Genomic DNA, 16,548 nt, shown 5'->3' with positions numbered 1-16,548 from the left:
CCCAGGCGGGCAAGCCCGCCGCGCCAACCCGGCCTTGACCGGCGCCGCCTCGGCCTGCCTGCGTTGCCATGTCCGCCGCCATGGCCGGGGCGGATTCGGGCCTTGCCCGGCGCCTGGCGGGGCTGGCGCTGCCGGGCACGGAACCCCTGGCGCGAGCGCGGCTTTTGGCGACGCGTCGCGCCGGGCGGGGTTATCATCGGCCCCATGACTACTACCTATCCCACTATCGAGCAGACCGTCGGCAACACGCCGTTGGTGCGCCTGCAGCGCATTCCCGGCGCCGCAGGCGCGGCGCGCGGCAACGTTATCCTGGCCAAGCTGGAAGGCAACAATCCGGCCGGCTCGGTGAAGGACCGGCCGGCGCTCTCCATGATCAAGCATGCCGAGGAGCGCGGCGACATCAAGCCGGGCGACACGCTGATCGAGGCGACCAGCGGCAACACGGGTATCGCGCTGGCCATGGCCGCCGCCATGCGCGGCTACCGCATGATCCTTATCATGCCCGACAACCTGTCGGTGGAACGCCGCGCCGCCATGACGGCCTATGGCGCCGAGCTGATCCTGACGCCGGCCGACAAGGGCGGCATGGAATACGCCCGCGACCTGGCCACGGAAATGCAGGCCGATGGGCGCGGCGTGGTGCTGGACCAGTTCGCCAATCCGGATAATCCGCGCGCCCACGTCGAGACCACCGGCCCGGAAATCTGGACCCAGACCGACGGCCGCGTCACGCACTTCGTCAGCGCCATGGGCACGACCGGCACCATCATGGGCGTGTCCACCTATCTGAAGTCGCGTAATCCGGCGGTGCAGGTGGTGGGCGCGCAACCGGCCGAGGGGTCATCGATTCCGGGCATCCGCAAATGGCCGGAAGCCTACCTGCCCAAGATCTTCGACCGCAGCCGCGTGGACGCCTACGAGTCCATCGAGCAGGCCGAGGCCGAAGCCATGGCGCGCCGCCTGGCGGCTGAAGAGGGCATCTTCGGCGGCATTTCGTCGGCCGGCGCGCTGGTCGCCGCCCTGCGCGTGGCCGAGCGCGTGAACGACGCGACCATCGTCTTCATCGTCTGCGACCGCGGCGACCGCTACCTGTCCACGGGCGTCTTCAACAACTGACGCCTTGCACGGGGCCGCTTCGCCCCAGGAAAAACGCCCCACGTCCCGGATGCCATCCGGAGCGTGGGGCGTTTGCGTTGCGCGCCTGATCGCGCGGCGCCGCGCCCGTCCAGTCCTTATTCGGGCTGGATGTTGGCGTCCTTCATCACCTTGATCCAGCGTGCGCTTTCGGCCAGGTTGAAGGCTTCGGCTTCCTGGTAGCTCATGGTGCTGGGCAGGGTGCCTTGCGATTTCAGCGCCTCGACCACCTTGGGCGATTGCGACGCCTCGATCATGGCCTTGTTGAGCTTGGCGATGATGGGTTCGGGCGTGTCCTTGGGCACCCACATGCCGTACCAGGTGACGATGTCGAAGCCGGCCAGGCCATTCTCGGCGATGGTCGGGACGTCGGGCAGCTCGGCCAGGCGGGTCTTGGTGGTGACGGCGATCGGGCGCACCTTGCCGCTCTGGATCAGGGGCAGGGCGGGCGCCAGCGGTGCGTACATCAGGTCGACGTGGCCGCCGGCGACGTCGGTCAGGGCCGGGCTGCTGCCGCGGTAGCCGACGTGCGAGATGGAGGCCTTGGTGGTGGTGTTGATCAGCTCGCCGGCCAGGTGCGGCAGCGTGGCCACGCCGGGCGAGGCAAAACTGAGCGAACCCGGCTGGGCCTTGGCCTGCGCGATCAGCTCGCCAAAGGTCTTGAACTTGGAGTCGGGCGGCACCACGGCCACCATCGGCACCGTGCCCAGCACGCCGACCATGCGGAAATCCTTGATGGGGTCGAAAGTCAGGCTCTTGAACTGGGCGGGGTAGATGCCCTGCACCGACGGGTTCATCAGCACGGTGTAGCCATCGGCCGGCGCGCGCGCGACCTGGGCGGCGCCGATGGTGCCGCTGGCGCCGGGACGGCTTTCGATCACCAGCGGCTGGCCCAGGATTTCACCCATGCGCACCGCGATCACGCGGCCCACCACGTCGGTCGGGCCACCCGCGGCCCACGGCATGATTACGCGGATCGGCTTGTCGGGATAGGCGTCCTGCGCCTGTGCGCCAGCCAGCGGCAGGGCCCCTATGGCGATCGCCGAGCATGCCGCGGCGAGCAAAGTGCGCTTGTTCATCTGCTGTCTTCTCCTACAAAGGTGAGGTTGGCCGAGGGCAGGGCCGCGTACAGCAGCGCCTTGACCTCTTTCAGTTGCTGGCCAGTGGTGGCTTCGTTCTTCTGCATGCGCCCCAGGGGGCCGGCCACCACGATGGCGAAGGGTTGTTCATAGGCGCGGAACCCGAGCGAGATGGACATCACGTCCTCGACGTTTTCGCCCAGGGAACGTTGCCAGCCGCGCTGGATGCCGGCCTGCAGGTCGCGCTCGAACGCGGCCTGGCTGGTCAGGGTGGTTTCGGTGTACGAGGCGAAGCCGGGATAGGTCTTGAACCATTTCTGGCGCTCGTCCTCGGACAGCACCGAAAGCAGGGCCTTGCCCGAGCTGGTGGCGTGCACCGCCTTGAATCCGCCGGGCTGATGCGAGAAGCGGATGGTCTGCTTGGACTCGGCGACGATCAGGTACACGACCTTGTCGTCTGCAAGCTTGGCCAGCAGGGCGGTCTCGCCGGTGATGTCGCGCACCCGCGCCAGCACCGGTTCGATCACGGCGTTCAGCGGATCGCTGCGACAGATCAGGGTGGCGACGTGGATCAGCTTCTGCGTCGGGTAGTAGCCGTGCTTCTTGCCGATCTCGTACAGATAGCCGCGCGCCACCATGGTCTTGAGCAGACCATGGCAACTGGACAGCGGAATCTCCATCTGCGCGGCGATCTCGCTGTACAGCAATGGCTTCTGCGCCTCGGCGAAGAGGTTCAGAACATCCAGGACTCGTGCGGCTGTTTTCGCATCCATGATGTTATTATCCTATATGTGATAAATTTGTGTCAAATTCTTAATTCATGGCCAAGGAGCCGCGCCACATGAGATGGAAGAACCGTCCCGAGGGATCGAACTGGGGAGACTTCGGCCCTGATGACCAACGGGGTTGCCTGAATTACATCACTCCCGCGAACGTGATGAAGGGAATCCAGGAAGTCCGCGAGGGCCTGAGCTTCTGTCTGTCGCTGCCGCTGGACTATCCCGGCGGCAACGGCGTCAATGTGCGCCGCCATCCGCCCAAGCTGCGGCCGACCGAGCGTGACGGCGATCAGTACCTGAACTTTCCGCTGGGCCGCCTGCGTCCGGGATGCGTCGATGTGCTGAGCGACGACATCGTCGAGATGAGCCTGCAGTACTCGACCCAGTGGGATTCGCTGGCGCACGTGGGCGCCTTGTTCGACGCCAATGGCGATGGCCTGCCCGAGCGCGTCTACTACAACGGCTACCGTCCCAACGAACACGTGGTCGGCCCGGTGGACTACGACGTCGACAACGGCTTCGCCAAGACCGACCTGGGGCGTGGCGGCGCCTCCCATGCCAAGAAACTGGACATCACCCACCTGGCTGAATCCTGCCTGCAGAGCCGTGGCGTCATGGTGGACCTGGCCCGGCATTATGGCCGCGAGCAGAAGTCGGTGGGCTACGACGATCTGATGCGCATCATCGAGGCCGATGGCATCGAGATCGAGCAGGGCGATATCGTGCTGTTCCATACCGAATTCGGCGATGCGCTGCTGGAAAAGCAGCGCCAGCCGGACCACCACACCCTGCACGAGATCTGCGCCGGGCTGGATGGCAGCGACGAGAAGCTGCTGCAGTGGATCACCGATTCCAAGGTGGCCGCCATGGCGTCGGACAACCACGCGCTGGAGATCTACCCGACGCAGAAGCCGAACGCGTGCTGCGCGGCATTGCCGCTGCACCACCACTGCATCTTCAAGCTCGGCCTGCCGATCGGCGAGATGTGGTATCTGGGCGCGCTGGCCCGCTGGCTGACCGCCAACGGCCGCAGCCGCTTCCTCCTGACCGCGCCGCCGCTGAACCTGCCGGGCGCGGTGGGTTCGCCCGCCACGCCGGTGGCCACGGTCTGAAGCCTGCGGCGGCGCGGGCGCGGCGGGCACCGGCCCCTCAGCGGCCGACGCGCGCCTCGATTTCGCTGGCCAGATCTGCCACGGCAGTGGCGTAGAAGTAGCTGCGGTTGTACTTCGTCAGCGCGAAGAAGTTGGGCGTGCCGACGCGGTATTGCGCGGTGCCGCGGGCTTCTTCCACCAGATCGACCACGCCCATGGGCTGGCTGCCCCAGCCGTTGGCCGAGGCGCCGGGCTGCAGGCGCGCGCCGGCCGCGGTCAGGGTGCCCCAGGTCTGCTTGGGTTCCAGGCCGCCGTCCACCAGCGCGGTGGGATCGGCCGGCAACGTCACCGGCGCGAATACCGGCAGTCCGCGTTGCCAGCCGTGCTGCGACAGGAAGCTGCCGACCGACATGATGGCGTCGCGGGTGTTGTTGGTCAGGTCGATATGGCCGCTGCCGTCGCCGTCCACCGCGTAGTGTTTGATGCTGGTGGGCATGAATTGCGGCATGCCGATGGCGCCGGCGTAGGAGCCACGCGTTTCGAGGTCGAGCTTGCCGGTCATGGCCAGCGTCAGGAAGTCGGCCAGTTGGCCTCGGAACATGGTGGCGCGCTCGGGCTTGGCCGGGTCCGGATAATCGAAGGCCAGCGTGGTCAGCGCGTCCAGCACGCGGAAATTGCCCATATTGCGGCCATAGAGCGTTTCAACGCCGATGATCGAGGCGATGATCGGCGCCGGCACGCCAAAGCGCTGCGCGGCCTGGTTGAGTTGGTCGCGATGCTCGTTGTAGAACTCCACGCCCCAGCCGATGCGCTTGGGCTCGACGAAGCGCGAGCGGTAGGTCAGCCAGCTGCGCCAGATCTTTTTCCCCGGCGGTGACGGCGCGATCAGGCGCGCCACGGTGGCGTTGTAGCGCGTGCTTTCGAGCGCCGAGACCATCGGCTGCAGCGGCAGATTGCGTTCGACGGCCAGGCTTTCGACGAAGCTGCGCACCTCGGGGCGCAGGACGCCGCTGGGGGTGAGGGCGGCCGGGCCGTCGTCCGCCAGTTCGGGGCCGGGGGGCGGCGCCGCGGGTCCGATGCGGATGGGGGCGGGGTTGCCGGCGGTGGCCGCGGGGGCCTGGACGGCGGAGGGATTCGAGGCGGTGGGAGCGGTGGTGGAACAGCCGGCCAGGAGGGCCGACAAGGTGCCGAGTTGCAGTAATCGCCGACAGGTGAACATAATCTTCCTTATGGAGACCATGTATCTTACCCACCCGGCATGCCGCTTGCATGAAATGGGCAGTTGGCATCCGGAGAGCCCGCAGAGGCTGGACGCCATTTCCGACCAATTGCTTGCCAGCGGCCTGATGCCCTATCTGGATGACCGGCAGGCGCCGCAGGCGTCGCGCCATGACTTGCTGCGGGTGCACACTGTCCAGTATCTGGACGATTTGCGCGGACATACGCCCGAGCAAGGGTATTACCCGATAGATCCCGATACCCTGATGAATCCGCATACCTACGAGGCCGCGCTGTACGCTGCCGGCGCAGGGGTGGCGGCGGTCGACGCGGTGATCGGCGGCGAGGCCCGCACGGCTTTTTGTGCGGTGCGTCCGCCCGGGCACCATGCCTGCCGCACGCAGGCGATGGGCTTCTGCTTCCTGAACAACGTGGCCATCGCGGCCCGCCACGCCATGGACTTCCACGGCCTGTCGCGGGTGGCGATCGTCGATTTCGACGTGCACCACGGCAACGGCACCGAGGATGTCTTCGCCGGCGACGACCGGGTGCTCATGTGCAGCATTTTCCAGCACCCGTTCTTTCCCAACAGCGGCACCGAGCATCCGGCGGCCAACATGGTCAACGTGCCTGTGGCCGCCTATACGGCGGGCGCCGCCGTCCGCGCCATCGTCACGGACACCTGGCTGCCGCGGCTGGAGGCGCACCGCCCGGAACTTATTCTGATTTCGGCCGGTTTCGATGCCCACCGCGAGGACGACATGGGTCAAATGGGGCTGGTGGAGGCCGACTATGCATGGATCACCGAGCAGCTCGTGGAGGTGGCCGAACGCCACTGCCAGGGGCGGATCGTCAGCACGCTCGAGGGCGGTTACAACCTGTCCGCCCTGGGGCGCAGCGTCGTGGCCCATATACGGGCGCTGGCGAAGCTGTAGAATCAGGAAAAAATTGTGCAATGCGATCCCGGCGGGTCGTTGATCCGCCGGGAATTTATTTCCATTTGGAGGCAGCGGGATGAAGGTGTTGGTACCTGTCAAGCGCGTCGTTGACTACAACGTCAAAGTGCGCGTCAAGTCTGATCAGACCGGCGTGGATATCGCCAATGTGAAGATGTCGATGAACCCCTTTGACGAGATCGCCGTCGAGGAAGCCACCCGATTGAAGGAAAAGGGCGCCGTGGCCGAGGTCGTGGCGGTTTCTTGCGGCGTTGCGCAATGCCAGGAAACCCTGCGCACCGCCATGGCCATCGGCGCCGACCGTGGCGTGCTGGTCCAGACCGACGCCGAACTGCAACCGCTGGCCGTGGCCAAGCTGCTCAAGGCGCTCGTCGACAAGGAACAGCCGCAACTGGTGATCCTGGGCAAGCAGGCCATCGACGACGACGCCAACCAGACCGGCCAGATGCTGGCCGCGCTGCTGGACTGGCCGCAAGCCACGTTCGCCAGCAAGGTCGAGCTGGCCGATGGCAAGGCCACCGTCACGCGTGAAGTGGACGGCGGCCTGGAAACGCTGACGCTCAAGCTGCCGGCCATCATCACCACCGACCTGCGCCTGAACGAGCCGCGCTACGTCACGCTGCCGAACATCATGAAGGCCAAGAAGAAGCAGCTGGATACCGTGACCCCCGAGGAACTGGGTGTGGATCCGGCGCCGCGCCTGAAGACGCTCAAGGTCAGCGAGCCGCCCGCCCGCAAGGCCGGCATCAAGGTGGCCGATGTCGCGGCCCTGGTGGACAAACTCAAGAACGAAGCGAAGGTGGTTTGAGATGACGACGCTGGTTATTGCCGAACACGATAACGCCCAGCTCAAGGGCGCAACCCTGAACGCCGTCGCCGCCGCCGCCAAGATCGGAGGCGACGTCCACGTGCTGGTCGCCGGCGCCAATGCCCGCGCCGTGGCCGACCAGGCCGCGCAGGCGGCCGGCGTGGCCAAGGTGCTGCTGGCCGACGCGCCGCAACTGGCCGACGGCCTGGCCGAGAACGTCGCCGCCCAGGTGCTGGCCGTGGCCTCGGGCTACAGCCACATCCTGTTCCCGGCCACCGCCTCGGGCAAGAACGTCGCCCCGCGCGTGGCCGCCAAGCTCGACGTGGCCCAGATCTCCGACATCATCGGTGTCGAATCCGCCGACACCTTCCAGCGCCCGATCTACGCCGGCAACGCCATCGCCACCGTGCAATCGGCCGACCCGGTCAAGGTCATCACCGTGCGCACCACGGGCTTTGACGCCGTGGCCGCGCAGGGCGGCTCGGCCGCCGTGGAAGACGTCGCCGCCGTGGCCGATTCCGGCCTGTCGAGCTTCGTCGGCCGCGAAGTCGCCAAGAGCGACCGTCCGGAACTGGCCGGCGCCCGCGTCGTCGTGTCCGGCGGGCGTGGCCTGGGCAGCGCCGAGAACTTCAAGATCCTGGATCCGCTGGCCGACAAGCTCGGCGCGGCCCTGGGCGCCTCGCGCGCCGCGGTCGATGCCGGCTACGCGCCGAACGATTGGCAGGTCGGCCAGACCGGCAAGATCGTTGCGCCGCAACTGTACGTGGCCGTCGGCATTTCCGGCGCCATCCAGCATCTGGCCGGCATGAAAGACTCCAAGGTCATCGTCGCCATCAACAAGGATGCCGAAGCGCCGATTTTCGGCGTGGCCGATTATGGCCTGGTTGGCGATCTGTTCCAGGTGGTTCCCGAACTGACCAGCGCCCTGTAAGTCGACGCGCCCCGGCGTTAATGCCAAAAGCCCGCGGACATTATGTGTCCGCGGGCTTTTTTATTGCACCTGACAAACGAAACTATTTGATATTTATAGTGGGAATCTTTTGATCTTTGGAAAGATTCTGATAATGTATGCCGCGCGCAGATAGGATTCGCGCAAGTGCTTGGCCGGTACATAACGAAGGAGATTCGGGATGGAATGGTTATTTGACACTCTGCGGAAATATCCGGAACTGGCGATATTCCTTACCCTGGGTCTGGGATATTGGATCGGTGCCAAAAAGATATTCGGATTCAACCTGGGGGCGGTCACCGGCACCCTGCTGGTGGGCGTGCTGGTCGGCCAGCTCGATATCACGATCGCCCCGATCGTCAAACAAGTCTTCTTCCTGCTGTTCCTGTTCGGCCTGGGCTATGGCGTCGGCCCGCAATTCTTTCGCGGCATGAAAAGCGATGGCCTGCCGCAAGTCATTTTCGCCGTGGTCATCTGCGTCATCTGCCTGCTGGTGACCTGGGGCACTGCGGTGGGATTCGGTTTTGACGCCGGCACTGGCGCGGGCCTGCTGTCCGGGGCGCAGACCATTTCCGCGGTAATGGGGGTGGCCACCGACACCATTAACGGCCTGGGCATCGACGCGGCCACCAAGAAGAAGTGGATCGACAGCATTCCGGTGGCGTATGCGGTCTGCTACATCTTCGGCACAGTCGGCAGCGCCTGGCTGCTGGCCTCGCTGGGCCCGAAACTGATGCGCGTGGACATCGTCAAGGAGTGCAAGGAGTACGAGGCCAAGATGTCCGGCGGCGCGGATTCGATGGAGCTGTCGGGCTACCGCAAGTTCATCTCTCGCGCCTACAAGCTCGATCATTCCGAATGGGTCGGCAAGACCGTGGGCGATGTCGAGTCGCGCTTCGTCGAGGCGCGCGTGTTCATCGAGCGCATCCGCCGCGGCGACCAGATCCTCGACACCGATTCCACCACCGTGCTGCAGGCCGGCGACGTCCTGGGCGTGGCTGGCCGGCACGACGCGCTGGTATTGCAGGCGGCCGGGATCATCGGCGCCGAAGTCGAGGACCGTGACCTGATCAACCTGCCCGCCGAGATCGTCGAGGTCGTGCTGACCAACAAGAACCTGGCGGGCAAGACCGTCAAGGAAATCGCCGAAATGGAGCAGGTGCGCGCACTGGGGCGTGGCGTGTTCCTGCGCAAAGTGGTTCGCGGCGGCCATGAGATGCCGATCAACTGGGGCCTCAAGCTCGACCGCGGCGACCGCCTGTTCCTCCTTGGCGCCAAGCGCGATGTCGAGCGCGTGGTTGGCAAGGTGGGGTACGTGGACCGCGCCACCGAGCAGACCGACATGGTGTTCGTGGGCTTCGGCATCCTGCTGGGCGGGCTGTTCGGCACGCTGGTGCTGACCGTGGGCGGCATTCCGATCACGCTGTCGACTTCGGGCGGCTCGCTGATCGCGGGGCTGATCTTCGGCTATCTGCGATCGGTGCACCCGACTTTTGGCCGGGTGCCGGAACCCGTGCACTGGTTCCTCACTTCGGTCGGCCTGACCGCCTTCGTGGCCGTGGTCGGAATCAGTTCGGGCCCAGGCTTCGTGCAGGGCTTCCAGCAACTGGGCGCCAAGCTTTTCATTGCGGGCATCATCGCCACCAGCGTGCCGATGATATTGGGGGTGTATATCGCCCGCTACGTGTTCAAGTTCCATCCGGCCATCGTGCTGGGCGTCTGCGCCGGCGCCCGCACCACCACCGCCGCCATCGGCCAGATCACCGAGACCGCGAAGAGCCAGGTGCCCGCCCTGGGCTACACCGTGCCCTACGCCATCGGCAATACCCTGCTCATCATCTGGGGCATTGTCATCGTCATGCTCATGACCTAGGGGCCGTTTCCGCCGAAGGAAATCTCGCCCTTCGGGGGAAACGGATTTCTGCGGGATGTCCGCCCGCGAACCGCGGGCGGACCATCCGTCCGGGAAATTCCCGGCAAGCGTCCGTCAATCGCAAACCAGGAGTAACTGAACAATGGCTTCCACCGCGCCTCTCACCGTCAGCCTGGCCTCGGCCCTGAAAACCACCCGCTCGCGCCAACGCGACCTGGAGCAACTGTCTCCCTTTGAACTGAAGGATTATCTGATCACGCTGGCCAAGGACACCCAGCAGACGGCCGCGCTGACCATGTTGAACGCGGGTCGCGGCAATCCCAACTGGATTGCCACCGAACCGCGCGACGCCTTCTTCCTGCTGGGCCAGTTCGCCATGAAGGAAGCGCGCCGGGTGCGCGACGATGTGATCCTGGCGGGCATGCCGCCCAAGAAGGGCTGCGCCGACCGCCTGCGCAAGTTCCTGTCCAAGAACAAGGGCGCGGCGGGCGCGGACTTCCTGGCCGGGGTGCTGGAGTACGGCGTGAAGATCAAGAACTTCGTGCCCGACGAATGGATCCATGAGCTGACCGACAGCGTCATCGGCGACAACTATCCGGTGCCGCCGCGCGCCCTGGTGCATCTTGAGCAGGTGGTGCATGACTACCTGATCAAGGAAATGTGCGACGGCCGGCCGCCCAAGGGCAAGTTCGACCTGTTCCCGGTCGAGGGCGGCACGGCGGCCATGTGCTACATCTTCGATTCGCTGATGCAGAACGGGCTGCTCAAGCAGGGCGATACCATCGCGCTGTTCCTGCCGACCTTCACGCCCTACATCGAGATCGCGCACCTGGAGCGCTTCCAGTTCAAGATCGTCGCCATCAACGCCAGTAGCGTGCGCGCCGACGGCACCCACGACTGGCACTATCCGGCCTCGGAAATCGCCAAGCTCGAGAATCCGAAGATCAAGCTGGCGGTGACGGTGAACCCCAGCAACCCGCCGTCGGTCGCCTTCAGCCCGGTCGAGATGAAGCAGATCGTGGGACTGATCCGCAAGAATCCGGACCTGGTGCTGGTGACAGACGACGTGTACGGCACCTTCGTGCCCAACTTCCGCTCGCTGATGGCCGAGGTGCCGCACAACACCATCTGCGTGTATTCGTTCTCGAAGAACTTCGGCTGCACCGGCTGGCGCCTGGGCGTGATCGCGACCCACGAGCAGAACACCATGGACCGCCGCATCGCCGAGCTGCCGGCGTCGTGGAAGAAGCGCCTGAACAAGCGCTATGGCGCCATGACCATGGAGCCCGAGAAGCTCAAGTTCATCGACCGAATGGTGGCCGACAGCCGCAACGTGGCGCTGAACCACACCGCCGGCCTGTCGCTGCCGCAACAGGTGCAGATGGGCTTTTTCGCCCTGTCGCACCTGCTGGACCTGAAGGACGCCTACAAGCACCTGACGATGCAGATCGTGCGCGCCCGACGCGACGCGCTGTGGCGCGGGCTGGGGGCGCCGCTGCCGCCGGAAGACCCGATGCGCGGCTGGTACTACGTCGAGCTGGACTTCATGGTGTGGGCCAAGAACACCTACGGCGATGCCTTCTGCAAATACATGACGTCGAACTACGAGCCGGTCGACTTCCTGTTCCGCCTGGCCGAGAAATCCGGCGTGGTGTTGATGGACGGCGGCGGTTTCGGCGGCCCGCCGTGGTCGATCCGGATTTCGCTGGCCAACCTGGATGATGGCGACTATTCCAAGATCGGCAAGCACATGGTCGACGCCGCCACGGAATACGTCGAGGCCTGGAAGGCCGGCCACCTGGTGCGTTCGGGTCCGACCGCCGGCAAGGGCCAGAAGGTCAAGCCCGCCGCCGCCAAGCGCAAGGCCGCCGGCAAGCAAGCCGCCAAGAAGGCGGTGAAGCAGGCGGTCAAGAAGGCCGCCAAGGCCGAGCGCTCGGCCACCAAAGGGGCGAAGTAGCCGCCATCGTCCGCCAGATCCAGGGTGACATGACCTCATGACGTGCTCAGTCGGGTTTTTCAATAACGTTCCCATCGCGGTGCTGTTTCTGACGGTGGGGTTGGGATACCTGATCGGCAAGCTCAAGGTCGGGCCGATCCAGCTCGGGGGCGTGTGCGGCACGCTCATCGTTGCCCTGCTGATCGGCCAGACCGGTTGCCAGATGCGCGGCGACCTGAAGGAGGTCGCGTTCGCCCTGTTCATCTTCGCCATGGGCTATTCGGGCGGACCGCAGTTCTTCGCCAACCTGAACCGGTCCAGCCTGCGCTACATCGTGCTGCCCATCATCGAGGCGCTGCTGGTGCTGACCATCGTGCTGCTGGCGGTGCCGCTGTTCGGGCTGGACGCGGGCACGGCGGCTGGACTGGCTGCCGGGGCGGCAACCGAGTCGGCCGTGGTCGGGACCGCGGCGGAGGCGCTCAAGCACCTGGGTCTGCCCGACGCCGACGTGCAGCGCATGGAGGCCAATATCGCCACCGCCTACACGCTGACTTATCTGGTGGGCCTGATCAGCATCGTGTTCTTCACCAGCCAGGTGGCGCCGGCCCTGTTGCGCATCAACCTGCGCGAGGCCTCCAAAGCGCTTGAGGAGAAACTGGGCGGGGGGCCGGGCGAGACCGACGAGAACCTGCTGCCGACCCTGCCGCGGCTGGTGGGCCGCTCGCACGTGGTCAAGGACGCGGACGGCAGGACGGTGGGCGAGGTCGAAGCCGAATTGGGCGGACGCACCGCCATCAGCCGCATCCTGCGCAATGGCGAGGCGATCGAGCCCACGCCCGAGGACCGGCTGGCCACCGGCGATATCGTCGTCGTGCTGGGCCTGCGCCGCTTCGCGCTGCGGGCCGGCTCGGTCGTCGGGCCGGAGATCCAGTTGCCGGAGGCGCATGCCGATGACCTGCAACTGGCCGAGTTGCAAGTCATCGTCAACAGGAAGACGGTCAATGGCCGCACCCTGGGCGAATTGGCCAAGGGGCCGCGCGCGCAGCGGGCGCGGGGCGTGTTCCTGCAGTCGATCCAGCGGTCCGGTCATATGCTGCCGCTCACGCCTGCCACCGTGGTGCAGTATGGCGACCTGGTGACGCTGGTGGGCGCCGAGCCCGAGTTGTCGCAGGCCGGCGCGGGGCTGGGCAACGAGCTGCGGCGCAGCGGCGTGACCGACCTGGTGTTCCTGGCCTTCGGCATTCTCGCGGGCTTGATGATCGGCGCGCTGGGGGCACGCCTCTGGGGCATTCCGGTGTCGCTGGGCAGCGGCGGCGGCGCCCTGGTCAGCGGCCTGGTGTGCGGCTGGATCAACGCCAAGCGGCCCGCATTGGGGCACATGCCGGACCAGGCGGTGCAATTGCTCAAGGATCTGGGGCTGGCGGTGTTTGTCGCCTGCGTCGGCCTGTCGGCCGGGCCGGAGGCGGTGTCGCTGATCCGCGAGCACGGCGCGGTGCTGCCGCTGATCGGCCTGCTGGTATCGCTCGGGCCGGCCTGCCTGTCGCTGTGGGTCGGGCACAAGCTGCTCAAGATAGAGGGGCCGCTGCTGGTCGGCGCCATCGCGGGCCAGCACGTCAGCACGCCGGCGATCAGCGCCATCCTGGGCGCCAGCGGCAGCGCGGTGCCGCTGCTGGGCTACACCGTGACCTACGCCATCGCCAACGTGCTGTTGCCGGTGCTGGGGCCGATCATTGTGTCGCTGGCGCATCACCTCGGTGGATGAGGCCGGCAGGGCGCGTTGCCCCATGAGGCGGAGCGAGGGTTTAACATAGGCTAGGGAAACTACCGAGACCGCCATCGACCGCGCCATGCGTGTCGCCCAAGGCGGCATCCCATCGCACCCCGCCGCCCCCGCCGTCACGGGCGCAGGCTCATGGAGACAAGATGCCCTACCTTACCCCGCTGCAGGATTTCCGCTTCGCGCTGAAGGAACTGGCCGGCCTGGACGACGTCCTCAAACTGCCCGGATTCGAAGAGGTGACGCCCGATCTGGTGGACGCCATCCTGGAAGAGAACGGCCGCTTCGTCGAGCAGGCGATCGCGCCGCTGAACGTACCCGGCGATACCCGCCCGCCCGTCTGGAACGACGGCCATGTGACCGCGACGCCAGGCTACGCCCAGGGATTCAAGGACTATGCCGCCGGTGGCTGGCAGGGACTGCAGCATCCGCAGGCCTGGGGCGGCCAGGGGCTGCCCAAGCTGGTCGCGGCCGCGCCTGGCGAAAACATCCAGGCCGCCAGCCTGGCGTTTTCGTTGTGCCCGATGCTGACCGACGGCGTGATCGAGGCCATCCTCACCGTCGGCTCGGAAGAACAGCGCAAGAAGTTCGTGCCCAATCTCATCGGCGGCAAATGGACCGGCACCATGAACCTGACCGAGCCGCAGGCCGGCTCGGACCTGGCCCAGGTCGCCACCCGTGCGCTGCGCCAGGAAGACGGCAGCTATCGCCTGTCGGGCCAGAAGATCTTCATCACCTACGGCGAGCATGACCTGGCCGAGAACATCATCCACCTGGTGCTGGCGCGCACGCCGGACGCGCCGCCCGGGGTCAAGGGCATCTCGCTGTTCATCGTGCCCAAGTTCCTGGTCGGCGCCGATGGCGCCCTGGGCGCGCGCAACGACGTCTGGTGTGCCTCGCTGGAGCACAAGCTGGGCATCCATGGCAGTCCCACGGCCGTGCTGCTGTATGGCTCGGGCAAGGGCGAGGCGGGCGAAGGCGCGGTCGGCTATCTGGTGGGCGAGTTGAATCGCGGCCTGGAATACATGTTCATCATGATGAACGCGGCCCGCTATTCGGTCGGGCAGCAGGGCATCGGCGTGTCCGAGCGGGCTTACCAGCACGCGCTGGCCTATGCGCGCGAACGGGTGCAGGGCAGGGCGGTGGAAGGTTCCTCCGCGGCGGTCGCGATCGCGCGCCATCCGGACGTGCAGCGCATGCTGCTGACCATGAAGGCGCTCACCGAGGCGGCGCGCGCCGTGTCGTACGTGACCGCCGCCGCGCACGACAAAGGCACGCATCACCCGGATCCCGAGCAGCGCGCCCGCAACCGCGCGTTCTACGAATACATGGTGCCCATCGTCAAGGGCTTCTCGACCGAATCGGCGGTGGAGGTAGCCTCGCTCGGCATCCAGGTGCATGGCGGCATGGGCTATATCGAGGAGACCGGGGCCGCGCAGTATTACCGCGACGCGCGCATCCTGCCGATCTACGAGGGCACCACCGCGATCCAGGCCAATGACCTGGTCAGCCGCAAGACGCAGCGCGATGGCGGCGCCACCGCCTACGCCGCCATCTCGGCCATGCGCGAGACCTTGCGGGCGGTCGAGGCCGAGTCGTCGCGGGCGGCCGCCGCCGACCGCGACGGCCTGCGCCTGCTGCGCGACAACCTCGACAGCGCCATCCAGGCCTATGAGTCGGGCGTGGAATTCATCCTTGAACAATCCGCGGCGAATATCCGGGCGGTGTACGCCAGCAGCGTGCCGTACCTGATGCTGGCCGGCGTCGTGCATGGCGGCTGGCAGATGGCGCGCGCGGTGCTGGCGTGCCGCCGGCTCCTGGCGGGGGGATCGACCGATCCGTTCCATCGCGAGAAGCTGGCGACGGGATTGTTCTACGCCGCCCACATCCTGCCGCGCGCCCTGGCGCTGTCGGCGGCGGTGCGCGCCGGCGTGGTGGCGGACGCCTGCGGCGCGGCCGCGAATATTGCATAAGGTTATATGTCTTGCGTATTTCCCCTGCAACAGGTTTGATGGAAGAATCGTTTCCAGGGGCGGCACAGGCCGCCGCCGAAACGTTTTTCAGGCCGGCCGCCGGACGTGGCGGCCGGTCGATTCCGTAACCTGAATCCGCAAGCAGGAGACACCATGAGTCATCTACGCCTGGGCGACACCGCGCCCGATTTCGAACAGGAATCCTCGGCCGGCCCGATCCGTTTCCATGAGTATCTGGGCAATAGCTGGGGCGTGCTGTTCTCGCATCCGGCCGACTTCACGCCTGTCTGCACCACCGAGCTGGGCTACACCGCCAAGCTGGCCGACGAATTCGCCAAGCGCAACGTGAAGGTGCTGGCGCTGTCGGTGGACGGCACCGACTCGCACACCAAGTGGATCGAGGACATCAACGACACCCAGTCGACCAAGGTCAATTTCCCGATCCTGGCCGACAAGGACCGCAAGGTGTCCGAGCTGTACGACATGATCCACCCCAACGCCAACGCCACGCTGACTGTACGCTCGGTCTTCATCATCGACCCGAACAAGAAGGTGCGCCTGATCATCACGTATCCGGCCAGCACCGGCCGCAACTTCAACGAGATCCTGCGCGTCATCGACTCGCTGCAACTGACCGACAGCCACAGCGTGGCCACGCCGGTCAACTGGGAAGACGGCGACGACGTCATCATCGTGCCGTCTCTGCAGGACGAAGCGGTGATCAAGCAGAAGTTCCCGAAGGGCTACAAGGCGGTGCGTCCCTATCTGCGCATTACGCCCCAACCGAATAAGTAAATAAGAAATCCGTGCGCAAGGCGGTGCGTCACCGCTTGCCCGGATTCTGGCGCCAGCCACCCGCAAAGCCGCGTATTCCCTGGGAATGCGCGGCTTTTTCACAGGGGGCGGCGGCCGCGCTATATGCCTGGGAGCGATGAGCAATCAAAGAATGATTCGTTCCGTTCAGAACAGGCCCCC

13 protein-coding genes are annotated in these 16,548 nt (G+C 66.1%); 10 read left to right on the top strand and 3 right to left on the bottom strand.

Annotated features, from left to right (window positions below; all coding sequences use genetic code 11):
• Positions 1 to 204 precede the first annotated feature (204 nt).
• Entirely contained in the window at positions 205 to 1,116 is a 912-nt protein-coding gene (gene cysM / locus HV783_RS05960; protein ID WP_054501451.1) for a cysteine synthase CysM, read from the top strand.
• 116 nt (positions 1,117 to 1,232) lie between these two features.
• Here the strand turns inward: cysM and HV783_RS05955 are convergent, their stop codons facing one another.
• Both HV783_RS05955 and HV783_RS05950 read right to left on the bottom strand, forming a co-directional pair.
• Complete coding sequence (locus HV783_RS05955; protein ID WP_144655003.1) at positions 1,233 to 2,213, bottom strand: Bug family tripartite tricarboxylate transporter substrate binding protein; 981 nt, start codon at positions 2,211 to 2,213, stop codon at positions 1,233 to 1,235.
• Positions 2,210 to 2,986 (bottom strand): IclR family transcriptional regulator, encoded by a 777-nt coding sequence (locus HV783_RS05950; RefSeq protein WP_175188807.1) that lies wholly within the window; start codon positions 2,984 to 2,986, stop codon positions 2,210 to 2,212. The genes HV783_RS05955 and HV783_RS05950 overlap by 4 nt, the downstream gene beginning before the upstream one ends.
• A gap of 68 nt (positions 2,987 to 3,054) precedes the next feature.
• On the opposite strand from HV783_RS05950, the gene HV783_RS05945 reads away from it, so the two are divergent.
• A complete protein-coding gene (locus HV783_RS05945) occupies positions 3,055 to 4,104 on the top strand; it encodes a cyclase family protein (RefSeq protein ID WP_054501939.1) in 1,050 nt (349 codons plus the stop codon).
• A 37-nt stretch (positions 4,105 to 4,141) separates the two neighbouring features.
• On the opposite strand, the gene mltB is transcribed toward HV783_RS05945, so the two are convergent.
• On the bottom strand, positions 4,142 to 5,302 hold the full coding sequence (gene mltB, locus HV783_RS05940; RefSeq protein WP_144655004.1) for a lytic murein transglycosylase B: 1,161 nt from the start codon (positions 5,300 to 5,302) through the stop codon (positions 4,142 to 4,144).
• Positions 5,303 to 5,312: 10 nt separating this feature from the next.
• Between mltB and HV783_RS05935 the strand changes: the two genes are divergently transcribed.
• The 8 genes from HV783_RS05935 to HV783_RS05900 all read left to right on the top strand — a co-directional run bounded on the left by HV783_RS05935 (position 5,313) and on the right by HV783_RS05900 (position 16,368).
• Positions 5,313 to 6,236, top strand: a complete 924-nt coding sequence (locus HV783_RS05935; protein WP_082401859.1) for a histone deacetylase family protein — start codon at positions 5,313 to 5,315, stop codon at positions 6,234 to 6,236.
• Between the two features lie 79 nt (positions 6,237 to 6,315).
• Positions 6,316 to 7,065, top strand: coding sequence for an electron transfer flavoprotein subunit beta/FixA family protein (locus HV783_RS05930; protein WP_006388274.1), 750 nt, complete (start codon positions 6,316 to 6,318; stop codon positions 7,063 to 7,065).
• 1 nt (position 7,066) lies between these two features.
• The gene (locus tag HV783_RS05925) at positions 7,067 to 7,996 is read left to right on the top strand and encodes an electron transfer flavoprotein subunit alpha/FixB family protein (RefSeq protein WP_144655005.1); all 930 of its coding nucleotides are present in this window, start codon (positions 7,067 to 7,069) and stop codon (positions 7,994 to 7,996) included.
• 199 nt (positions 7,997 to 8,195) lie between these two features.
• Positions 8,196 to 9,887 carry an aspartate-alanine antiporter gene (aspT, locus tag HV783_RS05920; RefSeq protein WP_116792316.1) on the top strand — a complete coding sequence of 564 codons (1,692 nt, stop codon included), beginning with the start codon at positions 8,196 to 8,198 and terminating at the stop codon, positions 9,885 to 9,887.
• Positions 9,888 to 10,029: 142 nt separating this feature from the next.
• Entirely contained in the window at positions 10,030 to 11,844 is a 1,815-nt protein-coding gene (locus HV783_RS05915) for a bifunctional aspartate transaminase/aspartate 4-decarboxylase (RefSeq protein ID WP_175188806.1), read from the top strand.
• 37 nt (positions 11,845 to 11,881) lie between these two features.
• Positions 11,882 to 13,585, top strand: a complete 1,704-nt coding sequence (aspT, locus tag HV783_RS05910) for an aspartate-alanine antiporter (protein WP_116792314.1) — start codon at positions 11,882 to 11,884, stop codon at positions 13,583 to 13,585.
• A gap of 161 nt (positions 13,586 to 13,746) precedes the next feature.
• Positions 13,747 to 15,573, top strand: coding sequence for an acyl-CoA dehydrogenase (locus tag HV783_RS05905; RefSeq protein WP_175188805.1), 1,827 nt, complete (start codon positions 13,747 to 13,749; stop codon positions 15,571 to 15,573).
• 153 nt (positions 15,574 to 15,726) lie between these two features.
• The gene (locus HV783_RS05900; protein WP_006388282.1) at positions 15,727 to 16,368 is read left to right on the top strand and encodes a peroxiredoxin; all 642 of its coding nucleotides are present in this window, start codon (positions 15,727 to 15,729) and stop codon (positions 16,366 to 16,368) included.
• The last annotated feature ends 180 nt before the right edge of the window (positions 16,369 to 16,548 follow it).

It is taken from the genome of Achromobacter dolens, from assembly GCF_902859745.1.
Lineage (GTDB): Bacteria > Pseudomonadota > Gammaproteobacteria > Burkholderiales > Burkholderiaceae_B > Achromobacter > Achromobacter dolens.
Note: the sequence above shows the minus strand (reverse complement) of the source record. Positions and strands in the feature narration are given on the sequence as shown.